Source organism: Chitinophagaceae bacterium, from assembly GCA_007695095.1.
GTDB lineage: Bacteria > Bacteroidota > Bacteroidia > Chitinophagales > REEL01 > REEL01.
In genome coordinates this window covers 1-18,080 of sequence record REEL01000118.1, presented here as the reverse complement: position 1 = coordinate 18,080, position 18,080 = coordinate 1, and the positions used below count along the sequence as shown (strand labels likewise).

Sequence of the window (18,080 nt, the reverse complement as noted above, 5' to 3'; positions counted from 1 at the left end):
TATACTATTATTCACTTCATAATGAATGAAGTTATGCTTTTTACAGCGTTTAAAAAATGTTTTTTGATTAATCTGTTGTTAAAAAATGTGACTCCGGCCTTTCTTTTATGTAAGCGGATTTTAAAAATGCAGGTTTTTAAATCATTACATGGGCGAAGTTGAATTTAAGCTAAAAAGCAGTTAGTTTAATTTATAAGGGCAAATTAATTTAAACTGTGGAACGATTACGTTGAATTGTTTCCCGTCAGATAATTTTTCCATAAGATAGAGGCCACTGATGCTTCCAATTTCACTATTAAGGTTACAGCCCGAAACATAACGGTGAGATTGCCCCGGTTCTATAATTGGTTGTCTGCCTACTACACCTTCGCCTTTTACTTCTCTTACAACGGAACCTGAATCGAAAATTATCCAGTGTCTTTTTAACAGCTTAATGGTATAGTTGCTAAGGTTTTCGATGGTTACATGGTATGTAAAAAGATACTCGCCTTCCTGAATGTTAGACAAGTCTTCTTTAAAGCGAGAGATAACGCTTACTTTTATACCTTCTGTAATTTGAACTACCATGATACCATAAAATTACAACGATTTCGTTAAAACATCAACTTTTTTTTAAAAAGTCAGATATGATTTTTTCTGCTTCCGTTCTCGCAGTTTTAAGCTCATCATTTAACAAATCATGGTCAAATTTAGTTTCAAAACTCATTTCATATTTCATTCTGGCAACTCTTTTTTCAATAGAAGATATGTCTTCTGTTTGCCTGTTGGTAAGTCTTTTTATCAGAATTTCCAATGAAGGAGGTTTGACAAAAAGAACAAAAGCCTCTTCTCCGTAATGACTTTTAATATTCATTGCGCCATGCACATCCACATCAAATAGAGTTATTTTTCCGGAGTCGCAGTTTTTAATAACCTCACTTTTTAAAGAACCGTAAAAGAGACCTTCATAAACTTCTTCCCATTCCAGAAACTCATTGTTTTTTATTTTCTCCAAAAAAACTTCTTTTGGAAGAAAGTGATAATCTTTACCATTTATTTCACCTTCACGAGGGGCTCTCGTAGTTGCTGATACAGAGAAGGTCAAAGCCGGAAACTTGTTTAGCAAATATTTAATAATAGTTGTTTTACCTGCCCCTGAAGGAGCAGTTACGGCTATAACTCTACATTTTTTTTGCATAATTTGCTGCTCTTTATTAAAGCTGTGTGTTTATTTTTCAGAGGAATGCTCTATTTCTGTGCCTTCTTCCAATATTCTGGATACAGCTCTGAACGGACCGCTTATTATTACTTCACCCTCATTCAGTCCTTCTTTAATTTCAATATACCGGTCGTCTTGTATACCGGTTTTTACCATTCTGATTTTTGCTTTGTTATTTTCTGATACAAAAACAACCTCAGTTTCTTTTTCATCATTTTCTATAGTTCTAAGCGTAACAGACTGAATCGGAACCGAAATTACATCCTGTACTTTTGCTGTCCGGATTTCAACTGCAGCAGACATACCCGGCCTGAAAGGGAATTTACTTTTAACTCTGTCCATAACATGAAGGTAAGACTCCGGTACTAATCGGATATACACCATAAAATTGGTAGCCTGATCCGTCATTAGCTGCATATCGCTGCCGGCAGAAGACTGTGCAACGCGTGTAACTACGCCTGTGAAAACTTCATTAAGATATGCATCTACCTCTACATCTGCTGAATCTCCGACTCCGACTCTCAAAATGTCCGATTCGCTTACTTCAACCCGAACTTCCATAATGTCAAAATCAGCCACCCTCATAATTTCTGTTCCCAGCATTTGGGCTGTTCCCACCACTCTTTCACCGGGTTCAGCAGAAAGCTTGGAAACGATACCGTTTATTGGAGAGCGTATACTGGTTCTGGCAAGATTATCCCGGGCTTCATTGACCGTTGCCTGCGCACTTTTAATATTAAACTCCGCGGCTAAAACAGCTTGCTCTGCTGCGTCAACTTCTGATTGGGATGTTGTATAAGCAACTTGAGCCGATTCAAACTCACTTTCTGAAATAACTCTTTCTTCAAAAAGTTTTTTACTACGGTTAAAAGTCAATTCAGCATTTAAAAACTGAGCTTCTGCTTGTATTTTTCTGGCTTTTGAAGAGGCTAAGTTTGCCCTGCTTTGATTTAGCGTGGCCTCCGCCCTTTCCAGCATTGACTTGTAAATGTCGGGATTGATTTCGAGTAAAAGCTGTCCTCTCTCCACAGAGTCACCTTCAGCTATTAAGATAGCGGTAATTTCACCGGATACTTCTGATGAAATTTTCACTTCCGTTTCCGGAAATATTTTACCACTGGCAGCTACTCTTTCAGCAATATCTCTTCTTTCCGCTTTTTCGGTTTGAACTTCAACGGCAGCAGAAGTTCCTAAAAAGCCAAGCCTGTTACCGGAAAAGATTACCAGAATTAGCAGTAAAGTTATGCCTGCGAGATAATATAGTACTTTTTTTGTGTTCACAATTATTAATTTAATTCTAAAGGCTTTCCTTCATAAAAGTCAAGTATCTTCAATTGAAAAATATATTCAAACTTTGCATTCAGGAGCTCTGTTTCTGCTATTTGAAGATTGTTTCGGGAGGTATTAAAATCAACAGCGTTTAACATCCCAAGGTTAAATCTTTGTTCTGCGTTTCGATAAGCGTTTTGAGCAGCTGAAAGGTTTGCCTCCGAAGAGCGGTATCTGAGTCCTGCAGCTCTGGCAGAGACATAGGCTTGTTGTATGTCATTTCTCAACTGATTTCTGACCTGTGTATCGCCCAAAAGAGCTGATTGGTGTTCCAAAGTTGCTCTTTGTATATTTGTTTTCACTTGCCAGCCATTAAATATAGGCACTGTCAAATTGAGGCCTATGGCATAATTGAAATTTTCATCTAATTGTTCGCCAAAAGGTATTTTTTCGGAAATGATATCGATTTCCGGCCTTACGACTGGAGTCAGGTCTGAAGATAAAAATCCGAGCGTATCAATACCACCGGTAGGGACAAAGTCTGTAAATTGCTCTCTTCCATCTGAGTAGTTTGTTCTGAATGCAGCAAAAAAGTTTAAAGAGGGGTATCTACCGGAGCGGGCAACTTGTATGCCTTTTTCTGCACTTTGGATTTTATATGCAGCACTTTGAATCTTAGGTTGCAGCTGAAGTGCTGTTGCATAAATTGCCTGAGGGTTTCTTTGTTCAATCTCACTTATGTCCGGGACATCCAGCTCCGGACGAAAAATCCTGATGTCTTTATCCGGATCAGCCTGCATTAAAATTTTCAAATTCAGATAGGCCAGCTCCAGATTATTTTCAGCTACTATACTGTTTAATTCATCCCGTGCCTGCTGAGCTTGAATTTCCATTAAAGCATTGTCTGCCAGAGCTCCACTTTCTACCATTCTCCGGGTTTGTTCAACCTGCTGACTTATTACCTCCAGTTGTTCCTGAGCAAGTCTTGCCTGAGATTCACTTAGCAGAATCTGTAAATATGCAGAAGAAATATTCAGGGCAACATCATTAGCAGATTGGGCCAAATCAGCTTCAGCAGAAGAAAGATTTAGTCGGTTTTGGCGAATGGTATTCCACTTTCTAAAGCCGTTAAATAAGGTTAAATTTGAACTTAAAGTCGCAGAGCCCAACGTGATAGTTTGGGTGCGAAACTCATATGTCGTTGGATCTACATTACGCCCATAGTTTAAACTGGAATTTAAATCTGCATTTATTGAAGGAAATATATCGGCATAAGTTTGGCTTAATACAGCTTCCTGCAACTGCAAATTGATTTCCTGTTGTTTCAGCTGTACACTGTTTTCCAGGGCATAGTCAATACACATTTGCAAGTCCCATAACTCAGCACTATCCTCAGCATTGGCAAATTGCGCCGGTAAAATGAGTAACAAGCTTAAAGTAAAAGTATATAAGTGTTTTAGCAAAGTCGTCAGTTTGTATAATTTAGATACACGTAAAAACAAATTTCAAAGAAAAAGTTTAAACGCTACAAATTTAAAACTATAATAATTGAAAAAACAATAAATGAAAAAATTAATAGAAAAACCGTTTTTGAATAAAAATAGCTAAGCAAGTTTTCTTAAAATCATGATACCGTCTCTGATTGGCAGTAAAAAGTTTTCAACTCGTTTATCGTGATGTACAAACTCATTAAATTCATGTATGGCAGTAGTGTCTTTATCTTTTTTCTCATTTAGCACTTTCCCGCTCCACCAAACATTGTCAACTAAAATAAAGCCGCCCGGTCTGAGTTTATCAATAATCATTTTATAGTAATTCAGATAGTTTTTTTTGTCTGCATCAATAAAAACCAGATCCGGTTGGATATCCAATTCCGGGATTATATCAAGTGCATTTCCCAGCTTATAGTCAATTTTTCTTTCAAGACCGGATTCTTTGAAATAGCCTCTTACCATATTTTCCAGCTCATCATTTATATCTATGGTAATTAACCGGCCATTTTCACTAAGTCCTTTGGCAAGGCAAATGCCTGAATATCCGGTGTAGGTGCCAATCTCAAGTATGCATTTGGGTTGTAATGCTGTGCTGAACATTTTTAAAAATATACCCTGCAAATGTCCGGAAAGCATTCTCGGCATAGGAACTTTCAGATGTGTTTCCCGATTAATTTTCTTTAAAAGTTCGTCTTCATCCGTGGAATAATTTTCTGCATATTCCTGAAAGTTTTTATTTAAGTAGTCCATAGTTATTTGAGTTTAGGATTTTCGGAATGTCTGTTTTGATCTCTGTTTGTTTTTTTCTCTAAATTTTTCTTTAAGGCTGCCGATAAGTCAACTCCTGTTTGATTGGCCAGGCAGATTACAACAAAAAGAACATCCGCCAATTCATCATCTATGCTTTCGGTTTCTTCCCCTTTTTTAAAGGATTGTTCTCCGTATTTTCTGGCTATTATTCTGGCAAGCTCTCCTACTTCTTCTGATAAAATAGCCATATTTGTCAATTCATTAAAATAGCGAACGCCATATTTTTTTATCCAGTTGTCAACTGTTTCCTGTGCTTGTTTTAATTCCATCAGATTTTATTTTTGCTATCCATAAAGATGGTTACCGGGCCATCGTTAATTAATTTTACTTCCATATAGGCACCAAATTCTCCTGTTTCAAAATGTCCGTTTACCAAAGGTTTTATTTTTTTACAAAAAGACTCGTAGAGCGGGATGGAAATTTCCGGTTTCGCCGATTTTATAAAAGAAGGTCGGTTCCCTTTTTTTGTAAGTGCGTGAAGGGTGAATTGACTCACTAACAATAAATCGCCATTGCAATCATTTAATGAAAGATTCATTTTTTCTTCAGTATCTTCAAAAATTCTCATGTTCACTATCTTTTTACACAGCCAGTCTATATCTTCTTCCCCGTCAGCTTCTTCTATTCCCAGCAGGACCACAAGTCCGTTACTGATTTTTCTTTTCTCCTGTTTGTTTATAATCACAGCTGCTTTTTGTACTCTTTGAAGAATAACGCGCATAATTAATACAAGTTTTTTAGTTGTAATTCGCTTAACATGCTTAGGTAGCTTTCATATCTGTTGAAATCTATTTGCCCGTCTGATACGGCATCTTTTACTGCGCAATCGGGTTCGTTAACATGATTACAATTGTTAAATTTACAATATTGCAGGTAGGGCACCATTTCGGGAAAATGATGACTCAGAGTTCGCGGATCAATTTCCGGCAAAGCAAATTCTTTAGTACCCGGAGTGTCTATCAGGTATCCGCCAAAAGGCATTTGATGCATTTCAGCATAAGTAGTTGTATGTTTTCCCTTTCCGGTTTGTTTGGAAATTTCAGCCGTTTTTATGTTGAGTTCGGGATAGATAGCATTTATAATAGTTGATTTTCCAACACCGGAATATCCGCTAATCAGGCAAATTTTCCCTTTGATGATTTTTTTCACTTCATCGATGCCGGTATTTTTTGCGGCTGAGGTTTTCAGGCAAGGATATCCGCAATTTGAATATCTTTCAATGATTTCGTCTAACTTTTTATGTTCTTTTTCTTTCAATAAATCTATTTTATTAAAGACAATAGTAACGGGAACTGAAAATTCTTCCGCTACAACGAGATATCTGTCAATAAAACCGGTTGATGTTCTTGGCTTGCTGATAGTTACGAGTAGAATAGCCATGTCAATATTAGCAGCAATGACATGTTTCATATGTTTATGACGCGGTGACAAACGGACCATTTGATTTTTCCTGTCGTAAACCTCTTTAATTACATAATCTGCCGATTCGCTTTTTTCAAGAGTTACCATATCCCCTACTACAACCGGATTTGTAGAATGGTAGCCTTTTAATCTCAGTTTTCCTTTCAGTCTACATTCAATTTTTTGGTTGTCATGACTAATAACTGTGTACCAGCTGCCTGTAGATCGTATAACTAAAGCTTTCAAATCTTAGATTTTAGGCTTCCGGAAATGATTAAATTCTGTATATATTCTTTCATTGATTTTATTTCATCAAGCTTTTCTTCAAACAAAGTTCCAATAACAATAACATCTGCGCCGGAAGAAACTAAAGATTTCATTTGATGAATGTTTCTGATTCCCCCACCTACAAAAACCGGTAAATCAGTTTCTTTTTTTACAGCTTCTACCATTTGAGGGCTTACTGAATTTTGTGCTCCGCTGCCGGCATCCAAATAAATAAATTGCATTCCCATCTGCTTGGCAGCTAAAGCTGTTACCGCAGCAATTCCGGGTTTGTCAGCAGGAATGGGCAAACTTTGGGTAATATAATTTGCAGAGCTTAAGGAGCCACCGTCAATCAGCATATAAGCTGTTGGCAAAACTTCCATGCCGGAGGCTTTAATTTTTGGAGCAGCCAAGACCTGTTGACCGATTAGATAGTCAGAATTTCTGCCGGAGACTAAGGATAGCATTAATATTCCATCAGCTTTTGAAGAAACCTGATAGTGGCTTCCGGGAAATAAAATCAAGGGTATTTGGGGAAACAAGCTTTTTAAGTCTTCAACTGTCTCGTCAAACAGAGATTGCTCCATCACACTGCCACCAACTAAAAAAATATCAGGAGTAAAATCATGTATTTTTCCTGCAAGTTGTTTGAGGTGTTTTTGCGAGGCTTTATCAGGGTCTATGAGCATAGCCAATAATGGCTTCTGTGTGTTTTTGCTTATAAAATTTTTCAGCTTGAAATTTTCTTTCATAACAGTTTTGTTCATAAAAAAACAATTGTTTTTAACAGTAAGTGTTAATTTAAAAACCGCTATTATTTGCCTGATAACTCACTGTCAATTAATGTAAAGTTAAGTCTGTTTTATGCAATTTTCAAATAATAAATGTAATCTTCGGGCGAGCTTCAGGTGGTTTTAATATCTCTTATAAATCGTTTTGCATATTTTCCAGGCTTTTAAGCATGTCATTTCTTTGTTTAGACACCATCACTTTTCCCATGAGTTTCATGATTGGGTTTTTACCCCAGTTTGATTCGTGTGTCCATACGATTCGGGTTTTTCCGGAAACCGGTTCCAGTGCAATTTCACCGGTAGAAATCTGAGGAGCCTGAACAGATGAAATATCATACCGGACCATTAAACCCTGCCTGGTTTCGGTAATAGATATTGTCAGTGCTTCTTTTTGATCATATAAGTAGACTATTTTGGCACCAACTCCTTGATCCGGACCTTCTTTTCTCATTCGAAATGAAGTGGCAGAAGGAGTTATAGGGCTCCATTTTGGCCATGTTGAAGGGTTAGAAATCAAATCGTAAACTTCAGAGTGACCGGCATCTACTTCTCCGGAAATTTCAACCTCTGTGGTAGGGCTAATTACGAAACCTATGGCATAAATCAGAAAAACAACAGATGCCAAGATGAGTATGATATTTTGTGTTTTTTTATTCATGATTTTGCTTTTTATAAAACCACCCGGCTAAGAAATTAAATTCATTTCTTTCAATATTAAAATGGCAGGCCTGCTTTTGCTTACCTGTTCGGTATGTATACCAAGCTTTTTAGCAGCCTCAATATTGGCAGGGTTATCATCCAAAAAAAGAGTTTCGGCAGCGGATAGTTTATTTTCAGTAAGCACAAAGTTAAAAATTTCCATATCAGGCTTTCTCATTCCAATTAAATGAGAGTAATATTCTTTTTCTAAAAAACCGGCTAAGTCAGGGAAGTTATACGTTTTTAGTAAATACTTTTCCAAAGAAGCCAGGTGCAATTCATTGGTATTGCTTAAAAGAAAGCTTCTGTATTTTGTTTTAACATCAGTGAGCATTTGAAGGTTTTCTTCGGGCAAATCTTCCAGCATGGCATTCCAGGCATCATCTAACTCCTCGTCTGTAGATTTGCAGTTTAATAAGGCTTTTAAGTTACTTCGAAAATCTGCTGCTGTAATCTGCCCTCTTTCAAATTCATGAAAAAAGGTTTGGTTTAAGCTAACTCCCTGAGTGAGGGTCTCTTTATCAGCTAAGGCTTCAAGTGCTTTGATTGTTTTATCGGGGTCTACATTTACTATGACTTCACCATAGTCAAATATTATATTTTTTATCATTTACTAAGCTGTTTTCCTTCCTATTTTTGAAAATCCTTTTCTAATAATTTCTATATCATTATAAACTTTATAATCTCTTGCATATAGCAGATTGAGTCTTTTAATATTGACCTTATCTAAATTGAGCGCCTGATAAGTATCAGCAGGAGATAACACGCCGGACTTAATATTGGGTAAATTGCTTGTCGTAGAATCTGTTTCTTTTATATATCCTACAAAAGAAAGTTTACCGCCGATGATTAAAAATAGATTTTTCCAAAGAGCTGACTTTTCTTTAAGGAATAACAGAACTATCGGTGAAAAAACCAATAAAAACAAGGCCAGAAAAGTGTCCATCAATCGTTTGTTTCTCTTTTGAGAGGGTTGGGTAATTGAAAGATTAATATCTACAGCGTAAAGGTCTCCGGCGGCATTTTTTGAATTGCTGCCAACGATACTCTGATTTCCGGGGCTTACGATTTTAAAGTCAACTTCCTGACCCATGCTTTCCATCCAGGAAATTATGTGGTTATAAGGCATATCGGCAGAACAAAAGATAATTTCCTCAATATTTAAAAGTCCGCTGATGCTTTCTAATTGAGAATAGGAGCCGACAATTTGCTCATTATCACCATTTTTTAAGTTTTCATCCGGTACTACAAAACCGGAAAAATTCTTTTCCACACCAAACTGACTAAGTAAAGAAAGGACTCTTTTCCCTTCATTTAAATTTCCGGCTATCAGTATTTTTTTCTGATTATTGAAATCAATTTTCAGGCGCTTATGGCTAATGATTTTAAAAAATATACGGGAAAAAACGGTAACCGCAATTGTCCATACGCCGCCTAAAATTATCAGAGCTCTGGAGTAGCGAAGCGATTCGTCTAAAAAGGCATAAATGCTTGAAATAATAATGGTGCCGATAATTCCTCCTCTGACGAGTTTGTATATTTTTAAAGGTTTGTCATATCCCCCGGAAAAGAATATTGATAATACCCAAACTAAAATATAAGCCGGTATTATAGCTTCCAGATAAAGGTTTGGATAGTATGCTTCTGCTTCTTTAACGTTTTTAGACCAAAAGTCTATCAGAAAAAACATTCCGAAAAATATGAGAAGGGCATCAAAAAGAGGGAGAAAAATGCCTCCGGCTATCCTTTTAGATAATTCAAAAAAAGCTTTAAAATAGATGGCAATGCGTATAATAGCATGATAGAAACGGGCTCCGGCAACGGTAAAATGTTTTTTTGCATAAATATCCATCGCCTGGTAAAAGACTTTTACATAGTTGAGGCTGCCCCTCTTAGTGCTTTCTCCTTTATAATGAATAATCGAAGTTTCAGCCAAATAGAAGTTTTTAAAGCCTGCTTTCAAAAAGCGATAAGATAAGTCAATATCTTCTCCGTACATAAAAAAATCTTCGTCCAGCAGGCCTGTTTTGTCTAAGGCTGTTTTTCTCATAAACATATAAGCTCCGGCAAGGACTTCAATTTCATGGTTTTTATTTTCATCCAGATGTCCCAGATAATATTTTGCAAAAAGTTTACTTTTGGGAAAGAGGGTCGTCAATCCGGAGAGCTTACAAAAAGAAACCCATGGAGTGGGTAAACCTCTTTTTGATTCCGGCAGGTAACGTCCTTTTCCGTCCAACATTTTGACTCCCAGACAACCGGCATCCGGATGGTCATCCATGAAAGCGATGCTTTTTTTGAAGGTATCTTCAGACACAACCGTATCAGGATTTAAAAGCAATACATATTCTCCTTTTGCCAGTCGAATCGCCTGATTATTCGCTTTTGAAAACCCAAGATTTTCTTTATTTTCAATACAAATAACATCCGGAAATTTTGATTTCAGCATTTTAACCGATTCATCAGAAGAGGCATTGTCAACTACAAATATTTCACTACTAATATCATTACAAGCCCGCTCCAAAGAGTGCAGCAACTGCTCCAGGAAGTATTTAACATTGTAGTTAACAATAATTACGGAAAGCTTTATCATACTGGCAAATGTTTAGAGATAGCTGCTGTGGCTATTTGTGCCGGAACGCAAAGTTAAGGAATTGAATATATTTTTAGCACTTTAACATCTATTAGAAAAATAAAACAGGGAGATGGTATTCTTCACTGCATTTAAATTGGCAATTTTTAAATTTTATTAAACGTATATTTATAGTAAATTAGCTACTTTATAAGAAAAACATAAAAAATTGAAGTTTCAAAAAGGCTTTATTTACGTATTTATTTTTATATGTGGCTTGGTGGCTTCCATTGGAATGTTACTGTATGGGAATGAAATAGTTTCATTTTTTGATTTGGGAAGAAACGGACACAGTTTTTTGGAGGCCATAGCTAATATGTTCTTTTTTGCCGGTGTTTTGCTGACCGGAAATTACTATTTCAGAAAAATACACTTTTTTAATTTAGAAGCTCTTTTACAGAATATACTTGTTTGGGGCCTAATATTGATGCTTCTGTTTCAGTTGCCGCCAACACTGGAAAACTTTCCTTTCTATCAGGAAATGAATACAGACTATATCAGTGTTTTTCTAACCTTTTCGATGGTGATTTATCTGGTGTATGTTCTCTCTATGTTTGGTACGCTCGCTTTAATTAATCATGAGGAGAAAAGAATTTACTGGAGACTTTTTTTAAGCTTGATTTTGCTGTCTGTTTTTCTGGCTTTTATTCCATTTAGCCTTCCTTTTCCGGTTTATTTAACTTACTATGTTTTAATCGTTTGCTCTTCTATATACTTTAGCTTTCATTATAAATGGCTGAACTATCTGGATTATGATGCCATGAAAATGGTTTTTTTACTTTTTATACCATTAAATATAGTAAATGCAGGTATTCTTTATTTTTATATTGTTGGTAGTGATTTAGTTGTGCTTGAAAGCGCTTTTCACCCTAATTTTTTCATATACGGAACTGCTACTTTTGGTTGTCTTTATGGGATTTTTTCATTTTTGGCAGTGCTTTTTTATTTTCCAATTCAAAAAAGTGAACGTAAGAAAGCAAAGGATATAGATAATTTGTTTGCAATTCAGGAGCGGGTATTGAAAAAGGAAGAAACCTATGATTTGTTTGGGTTTTTATTCAATTCATCTTTTGAAGCTTGTAAGGCAAAGGCAGGTTGGATTAGATATCTTCGACATAATGATACGAAAATGATAACCCGTAATGTAAACCTTGCAGTAATAGAAAAGTTAAGTGCTTTTATTGAAGGTTATCATAAAAAAAAGCAAACAGATTCTTGGGTGATATTTGATTTACAACAACAGTCAGCCATTCGTAAAGAAAAAATTCCCTACACTTCAATGATATATTGCAAGCTTGAAAATGAGGGGAAAATGATTATGGAAATTGTATTGGTAAGTGAAGAGAAAACCAGATTTGATCAGTATAGTTTTCAAATGATGAATACCTATTTTAATCAGGCAAAGTTAGCTTATGAAAATGCAGAACTACTGAATGAACGATTAAAAGGGGAAGTTTTGCAAAATGAATTAAAAATCGCACAGGAAATTCAGATTTCACTTATACCTGAAAAGCCACCGGAATATAAATATATAGACTTTCATGCTGTAGTAAAACAGGCCAATGAGGTAGGTGGAGATTTTTATGATTACCATATAAACAGTAAAAATGAGCTGTATATAATCATAGGAGATGTGACCGGCAAAGGGCTTCCGGCTGCCATACATATGGCTGAAGCAAAAGGAATAATTCAGTCACTGCTTCAGTTTGATTTGCCAATGGAAGAGTTTATGCTGCATTTAAACAGAGGAATCGGAATATGTTTTCAAAAAAATATGTTTTTGACCTTAAGTATAATTAAAATAAACCCTTCAAAAAAGAAATTTCAATACATACGGGCAGGGCATTGTCCGGCATTATATTATGAAAATATTTCTGAGGTGAACCGTTTTTTAGATGAAAAGGGTTTGGGAGCAGGAATTATTCGAAATGATGACTATAAAAACTATTTTAAAGTTTACGAACAGCATTATTCTGCCGGTGATGTGATTTTACTGTTTACGGATGGTTTTGCGGAAACCAATAATCCGGCTAATGGAGAGGAGTTTGGCTATGAAAGAATTGAAAAATCTTTTTTAAATTCAGACAAAAGTGAAGCAAAAAAGATAACAACAAAGCTTGATCAGAATCTTGAAAATTTTGCTCAGGAAAATTATCTGAAGGATGACTTATTGGTCATTGCTATTAAATTTAAAGAATAATTGCTTATACTTGTTAAGTAAATCACTAATCATGAATCCTTAACTAATGGAACTTGTTTTAGAAGAAGATGGAAATATTTTTTTTATCAATATTATTGGAAGTCTTGACGCCTCCTCATCCATTGACTTAGATAATTTATTTGTGAAGTGTCTGGATGAGAAAAAGTGCCGTATTATAGTGAATTGCGAAAAGCTCGAATATATTTCTTCAGCCGGCTTAGGAGTGTTTATTTCTCATTTTGAAGACATCAAAGAAAAGGGTGGCTTTATCGTTTTTTGTAATTTGAATAATTCCGTTCAAAGTGTGTTTGAGATTTTGGGATTGGATCAGGTATTTAGAATAAGCCCTGACATTCCTGTTGCTAAAAGTTATATAAAAGAAAACTTTTAAAAAATTCCTACGTAAAAAAGCCTGAATAAAATAACCTTTTTTGCCTTAGCAATTTTTGATGAAAGCACACATAACTACAATCTGCTCAACAGCAACTCAATCAGAGGTCAGGGATTTGTTAAAGAAATTCATTTCAGACCTGCCCATAGATGAATCTCAGCAAAATCAAATTGTTTTGGCTGTAGATGAAGCTTTGGCAAATGCAATTATTCACGGAAACCATCAGGACCCCCGTCAAAATGTTCAAATCGATATTTTATACCTGAAAGATAAAATAAGAATCGAAATGATAAATTGTGGTTATTTTGATATTCATGAGGATGATAAAAAAGAAAAAGCCCTTTCAGATATAATTGTTGAAAAACAAAAAGGCGGTTTGGGCTTGAAATTGATCTACTCTATCATGGATGTTGTCAGCTTCTACATTAAAGATAATAAAACCCGCTGCGTGATGACAAAATTGATACCCCGCCAAAAGGATGAAAGTAAAGCCTGATAGTCATTTAAATGAATGGACTCAAATTTTTCACTTTTCTGATTTCGCAATACTTTATTTATAATCTAAAAGAGTTTTAAACCTTTAGAATGCATGTTTTGCGTTAAAATGAATAAATGAAGTAAAGAGATATTTAAAACAACTTGGGTTGAATATAAAATAATTAACGGCTTGTTTGTACTTTTAGCTTTTAAGAAAGCCATATATGACTTTTGAGATTGCCATAGTCCTTATTATTTTAATTCTTGCCATTATACTATTTGCTTCTGAAAAGTTGCCTATAGATTTGGTTGCAATATTAATTATGGCTACCTTGATACTTACCGGTATCATTAGTCCGGAGCAAGGAGTGTCGGGTTTTAGCAATACGGCAACCATTACAGTTGCTGCCATGTTTATTTTAGCTGCGGGGCTCTTTAAGACGGGAGCCGTCAGCAATTTGGGTGTTATGCTCAGTAAACTTTTCCTGAAGAATTTCTGGTTTGCCCTATTGGTCATGATGATTACGGTAGGGGTTATTTCGGCATTTATAAATAATACACCTGTAGTTGCAATATTCATCCCTTTAGTGATTACGGCAGCAAAAAAATCAGGCATCAGCAGCTCTAAATTTTTAATTCCATTATCCTTTGCTTCTATTTTTGGTGGTGTTTGCACATTAATCGGAACATCTACAAACATATTGGTTAGCGGAATTGCTGTACAATACGGGGAGCAGCCTTTTAGTATGTTCCAAATGGCTCCCATGGGGATCATTTTTTTTATCATCGGTCTTATATATATGGTATTTGTAGGGGTAAAGTTAATTCCGGACAGGCAAGCGGATGAAGACCTTACAGACAAATTCGGTTTAGGGGAATATCTTACCGAAATAGTTATACTCGAAGGTGCGCCTTCCATAGGCAAACCAATTTATTTATCCCCTCTGATGAAAGATCTGGATATAGAAGTGCTGGAGTTAGAAAGAAATAAAGGCAAGCACACCTTTCCTTCGCCTGTATTTATTTTGCAGGAAGGGGATATTTTAAAAATCAAATGCAATGTCGATGAATTGAAAAAAATTCAAAAACGTGAGCATATAGCCTTAAAAACAGATATTAAATTTGGAGATAAGGAATTAAGAAGTGATGAGCTGACACTTTTGGAAGCGATATTGCCACCGAATTCTGAGTTGGTTGGATCCACACTTAAAAAAAGTGACTTTAGAAATAGATACGGAGCTACTGCACTGGCTATTCGAAACCGGGGAGAAATTGTAAGAGAAAATCTCGGAAACCTTGAATTAAAGAGTGGAGATACGCTTTTGTTGGAAGTGCAAAAAGAAAGATTACTTGGGTTTAAAGATTTTGTGGTTACCCGTGGCAGACCTTTTTTGATTTTGTCAGAGGAAGATGTACCTACCTACAACCCTAAAAAAGTGTTTTTTGCGGTATCCATTATTGCCGGAGTGGTCATTTCCGCTACTTTGGGAATGAATATTATGGTTAGCGCTATTGTAGGTTGCCTGTTGTTGATTTTATCATCTTGTATAAGTGTCACTCAGGCTTATCAGTCTATTGAGTGGAAAGTAATTTTTCTCTTAGCCGGAGCACTGAGTTTGGGCGTTGCCATGCAGGAATCCGGAACGGCAAAATTTCTGGCAGATGGAATAGTAAGTCATGTTGGGGATTTGGGGCCAATTTTTGTATTGTCTGCTATTTATTTGCTAACAAGTTTGTTAACTGAGGCTATGTCAAACAATGCAAGTGCTGTGTTGATAGCCCCGATAGCAATTGCTATATCATATGAGTTTGGAGTTAGTCCGGTGCCCTTTTTAATGGCGGTTGCTTTTGCTGCATCAGCAAGTTTTATGACGCCTGTGGGCTATCAGACAAATACTATGGTTTACGGAGCAGGGAACTACAAATTTTTTGATTTCATGAAAGTAGGAGTCCCTTTGGCATTGATTTACTGGATAGTAGCCACGATTATGCTGCCGATTTTATTTCCTTTTTAAATTTTAAATAAAAAAAGCTTGGACAATACAGACACCATAGCAGCACCAATTACTCCGGAAGGAACCGGTGCGGTAGGAGTTATTCGAATTTCGGGAGCAGATACTTTTCGTATAGTGGATGAAATTTTTAGCGGAAAAAAACCCACTGAAGCAAAAAGCCACAGCATTTTATTTGGATTGATAAAAGATGGAAAAGAAATAATAGATGAGGTATTAGTCAGTATTTTTAAAAATCCGGCCTCTTATACCGGCGAAGATATTGCAGAAATTAGTTGTCATGGTTCGCCATACATTATGAAGCGATTATTGGAGCTGATAGTCAGAAAAGGGGCTCGAATTGCACAACCGGGAGAATTTACTTTTCGTGCTTTTATGAATGGCAAAATGGACCTCGCCCAATCAGAGGCAGTTGCTGACCTGATAGCTTCTCAGTCCGGTGCTTCTCATAAAATTGCATTGCAACAGCTGAGAGGTGACTTTTCAAATCAAATTACCCAACTCCGTGAAGAGCTCATAAAGTTTGCTTCTTTGTTGGAGTTGGAATTAGACTTTAGTGAGGAAGATGTTGAGTTTGCCGACCGGGATCAGTTGGTGAAGCTATTGAGGGAAATAAAAGAAATTATTCTTAGCCTGATGGCTTCTTTTGAATATGGGAATGCCATTAAAAATGGAGTAGCTACCGTTATTGCCGGCAGGCCTAATGCCGGGAAATCCACTCTTTTAAATGCCATTTTACAGGAAGAAAGAGCAATTGTTTCTGAAATTGCCGGAACTACCCGCGACACGATTGAGGAACAGATAAATATCAAAGGTATTTTGTTTCGTTTTGTGGATACGGCAGGTATCAGAGACACCACTGACAAAATCGAAAAGCAGGGAGTTGAGCGTGCCCTTAAAAAAGTAGAACTGGCAAACATTTGTATTTATCTTTTTGATTTATCGACCTCCACGGAGGAGGATGTTTTAAAAGACATCAGTTTGTTGAAAAAAAATACGGAAACGCCATTGATTTTAGTTGGAAGCAAAAAAGATTTAGTTGCTGATAACAAGCTATTAAAGCCAAAAGTCAGTCATGAAGTATTATATATTTCAAAAACTGAAAAAGAAAGTGTCGAGGCCTTAAAAGAACATCTCTATCAGCAGGTCGCTGCGATGAAGAGAGAAGCCGGCAGCCATATACTTTCCAATGTACGCCATTATGAAGCCCTTGCTAAAGCCGGAGAAGCTATAGACGCATCTATAGAAGGTTTGCTTGAGGATCGTTCCGGAGAATTAGTAGCTTTTGATATTAAAAGCGCCCTCAATAATTTGGGAGAGATAACCGGCAGTGTATCAACAGACGACCTGCTTGAGAATATTTTTAGGAATTTTTGCATTGGAAAGTAACCGCTACAAAACAACCAAAGAACAAACAATTAATAAACTTACTAAAAGCCTTTAATTAAGGGCTTTTTTTATTGCTTTTAATTATCTGTTTATTTTGTATTAATATGTGTTTATTGGGTACAAATTTGTACCTTTGTTGTACCCGATTAGTTGAGGTACAAAAATCAGCTATTTTTTGGTGAAATTATGGCACTTAATTACACTTATTTTATACTAATGATACTTAAAGCTACTTAATGAGTTCTAATATTAAGATACAGCGTATTTGTCAGCATTGCGGAACGGAATTTACAGCCCGTACCACCGTTACAAAGTATTGTTCTAAGCGTTGCGGAACATTAGTGAGTAAAGCCCGGATAAGAGCAGAAAAGGTACAAAAGTCAAATGCTGAAACTATCAAAATAAAAACCCGTCCTATTACAGAATTGAAAGAAAAAGAAATTCTAACGGTAAAGGACGTTTCAATTTTAATAGGCTGCTCAATAAGAACAGCTTACCGGCTAATTAATAATGGCACTCTAAAAGCAGTAAATCTTTCAGAGAGATTGACAAGGGTTAAGAAAAACGAATTAATGAAACTACTGGAACAGCCAAAGCCTAAACCCATAAAAAAGCCAAAGCCGGTACTTTATGAAATTTCAGATTGTTTAAATCTTTCTGAAGTACAGAACGAATACGGCATTTCAGAAAAAGCACTTTACGAATTGATTAAAAGGAACAGCATACCTAAAATAAAAAAAGGTAAATACGCCTATGTTCCAAAACCGATTATTGAAAAACTATTAACGTAAAAAATAAGATTGTTTCAGAGAGTAACAAAAGTAACTTTAGTAACTAAATTATAAATGACAATGGCAGTTAAAGTAACATTAAGACATAAGAAAATAAGCAAAGGACGGCAAAGCCTGTATTTAGATTTTTACCCGGCTATTCCACACCCCGAAACAGGCGAACCCACACGCAGGGAATTTTTAGGGCTTTACATTTTTGAGAAACCTAAAAGCCCAATTGACAAAAAACATAAAACTGAAACGCTAAAGATTGCAGACAG

At 36.1% G+C, this 18,080-nt stretch carries 19 protein-coding genes; 7 read left to right on the top strand and 12 right to left on the bottom strand.

Annotation, left to right across the window (positions count from 1 at the left end):
* Positions 1 to 180 precede the first annotated feature (180 nt).
* The 12 genes from apaG to EA412_08335 all read right to left on the bottom strand — a co-directional run bounded on the left by apaG (position 181) and on the right by EA412_08335 (position 10,521).
* Entirely contained in the window at positions 181 to 567 is a 387-nt protein-coding gene (gene apaG, locus EA412_08390) for a Co2+/Mg2+ efflux protein ApaG (protein TVR78446.1), read from the bottom strand.
* 34 nt (positions 568 to 601) lie between these two features.
* On the bottom strand, positions 602 to 1,177 hold the full coding sequence (locus EA412_08385; GenBank protein ID TVR78445.1) for a guanylate kinase: 576 nt from the start codon (positions 1,175 to 1,177) through the stop codon (positions 602 to 604).
* 30 nt (positions 1,178 to 1,207) lie between these two features.
* Positions 1,208 to 2,494: an efflux RND transporter periplasmic adaptor subunit gene (locus EA412_08380; GenBank protein ID TVR78444.1), complete on the bottom strand. Its 1,287-nt coding sequence runs from the start codon at positions 2,492 to 2,494 to the stop codon at positions 1,208 to 1,210.
* Positions 2,485 to 3,930 (bottom strand): TolC family protein, encoded by a 1,446-nt coding sequence (locus EA412_08375; protein TVR78443.1) that lies wholly within the window; start codon positions 3,928 to 3,930, stop codon positions 2,485 to 2,487. Before EA412_08375 ends, EA412_08380 begins: the two co-directional genes overlap by 10 nt.
* 141 nt (positions 3,931 to 4,071) lie before the next feature.
* Positions 4,072 to 4,710, bottom strand: a complete 639-nt coding sequence (locus EA412_08370) for an O-methyltransferase (GenBank protein ID TVR78442.1) — start codon at positions 4,708 to 4,710, stop codon at positions 4,072 to 4,074.
* Positions 4,711 to 4,712: 2 nt separating this feature from the next.
* Complete coding sequence (locus EA412_08365) at positions 4,713 to 5,039, bottom strand: pyrophosphatase (GenBank protein ID TVR78441.1); 327 nt, start codon at positions 5,037 to 5,039, stop codon at positions 4,713 to 4,715.
* A complete protein-coding gene (locus tag EA412_08360; GenBank protein ID TVR78440.1) occupies positions 5,039 to 5,491 on the bottom strand; it encodes a D-tyrosyl-tRNA(Tyr) deacylase in 453 nt (150 codons plus the stop codon). Before EA412_08360 ends, EA412_08365 begins: the two co-directional genes overlap by 1 nt.
* A 2-nt stretch (positions 5,492 to 5,493) precedes the next feature.
* Entirely contained in the window at positions 5,494 to 6,417 is a 924-nt protein-coding gene (gene rsgA / locus EA412_08355; GenBank protein TVR78439.1) for a ribosome small subunit-dependent GTPase A, read from the bottom strand.
* Entirely contained in the window at positions 6,414 to 7,205 is a 792-nt protein-coding gene (locus EA412_08350; protein TVR78438.1) for a geranylgeranylglyceryl/heptaprenylglyceryl phosphate synthase, read from the bottom strand. Before EA412_08350 ends, rsgA begins: the two co-directional genes overlap by 4 nt.
* Positions 7,206 to 7,362: 157 nt before the next feature.
* Complete coding sequence (locus EA412_08345; GenBank protein TVR78437.1) at positions 7,363 to 7,887, bottom strand: hypothetical protein; 525 nt, start codon at positions 7,885 to 7,887, stop codon at positions 7,363 to 7,365.
* 27 nt (positions 7,888 to 7,914) lie between these two features.
* Positions 7,915 to 8,538, bottom strand: a complete 624-nt coding sequence (locus EA412_08340) for an HAD family phosphatase (GenBank protein TVR78436.1) — start codon at positions 8,536 to 8,538, stop codon at positions 7,915 to 7,917.
* A gap of 3 nt (positions 8,539 to 8,541) precedes the next feature.
* On the bottom strand, positions 8,542 to 10,521 hold the full coding sequence (locus EA412_08335) for a glycosyltransferase (GenBank protein ID TVR78435.1): 1,980 nt from the start codon (positions 10,519 to 10,521) through the stop codon (positions 8,542 to 8,544).
* 274 nt (positions 10,522 to 10,795) lie between these two features.
* Between EA412_08335 and EA412_08330 the strand changes: the two genes are divergently transcribed.
* The 7 genes from EA412_08330 to EA412_08300 all read left to right on the top strand — a co-directional run.
* The gene (locus EA412_08330) at positions 10,796 to 12,760 is read left to right on the top strand and encodes a serine/threonine-protein phosphatase (protein TVR78434.1); all 1,965 of its coding nucleotides are present in this window, start codon (positions 10,796 to 10,798) and stop codon (positions 12,758 to 12,760) included.
* 46 nt (positions 12,761 to 12,806) lie between these two features.
* Positions 12,807 to 13,151, top strand: coding sequence for an anti-sigma factor antagonist (locus tag EA412_08325; GenBank protein ID TVR78433.1), 345 nt, complete (start codon positions 12,807 to 12,809; stop codon positions 13,149 to 13,151).
* Between the two features lie 58 nt (positions 13,152 to 13,209).
* Positions 13,210 to 13,647, top strand: coding sequence for an ATP-binding protein (locus EA412_08320; GenBank protein TVR78432.1), 438 nt, complete (start codon positions 13,210 to 13,212; stop codon positions 13,645 to 13,647).
* A 205-nt stretch (positions 13,648 to 13,852) separates the two neighbouring features.
* On the top strand, positions 13,853 to 15,643 hold the full coding sequence (locus tag EA412_08315; GenBank protein TVR78431.1) for an SLC13 family permease: 1,791 nt from the start codon (positions 13,853 to 13,855) through the stop codon (positions 15,641 to 15,643).
* Positions 15,644 to 15,661: 18 nt separating this feature from the next.
* Positions 15,662 to 17,029: a tRNA uridine-5-carboxymethylaminomethyl(34) synthesis GTPase MnmE gene (mnmE, locus tag EA412_08310; protein ID TVR78430.1), complete on the top strand. Its 1,368-nt coding sequence runs from the start codon at positions 15,662 to 15,664 to the stop codon at positions 17,027 to 17,029.
* A gap of 236 nt (positions 17,030 to 17,265) precedes the next feature.
* Positions 17,266 to 17,820 carry a DNA-binding protein gene (locus tag EA412_08305; GenBank protein ID TVR78429.1) on the top strand — a complete coding sequence of 185 codons (555 nt, stop codon included), beginning with the start codon at positions 17,266 to 17,268 and terminating at the stop codon, positions 17,818 to 17,820.
* A 60-nt stretch (positions 17,821 to 17,880) separates the two neighbouring features.
* Positions 17,881 to 18,080, top strand: a 200-nt coding sequence (locus tag EA412_08300) for a site-specific integrase (GenBank protein TVR78563.1), incomplete at its 3' end; no start/stop codon positions are given.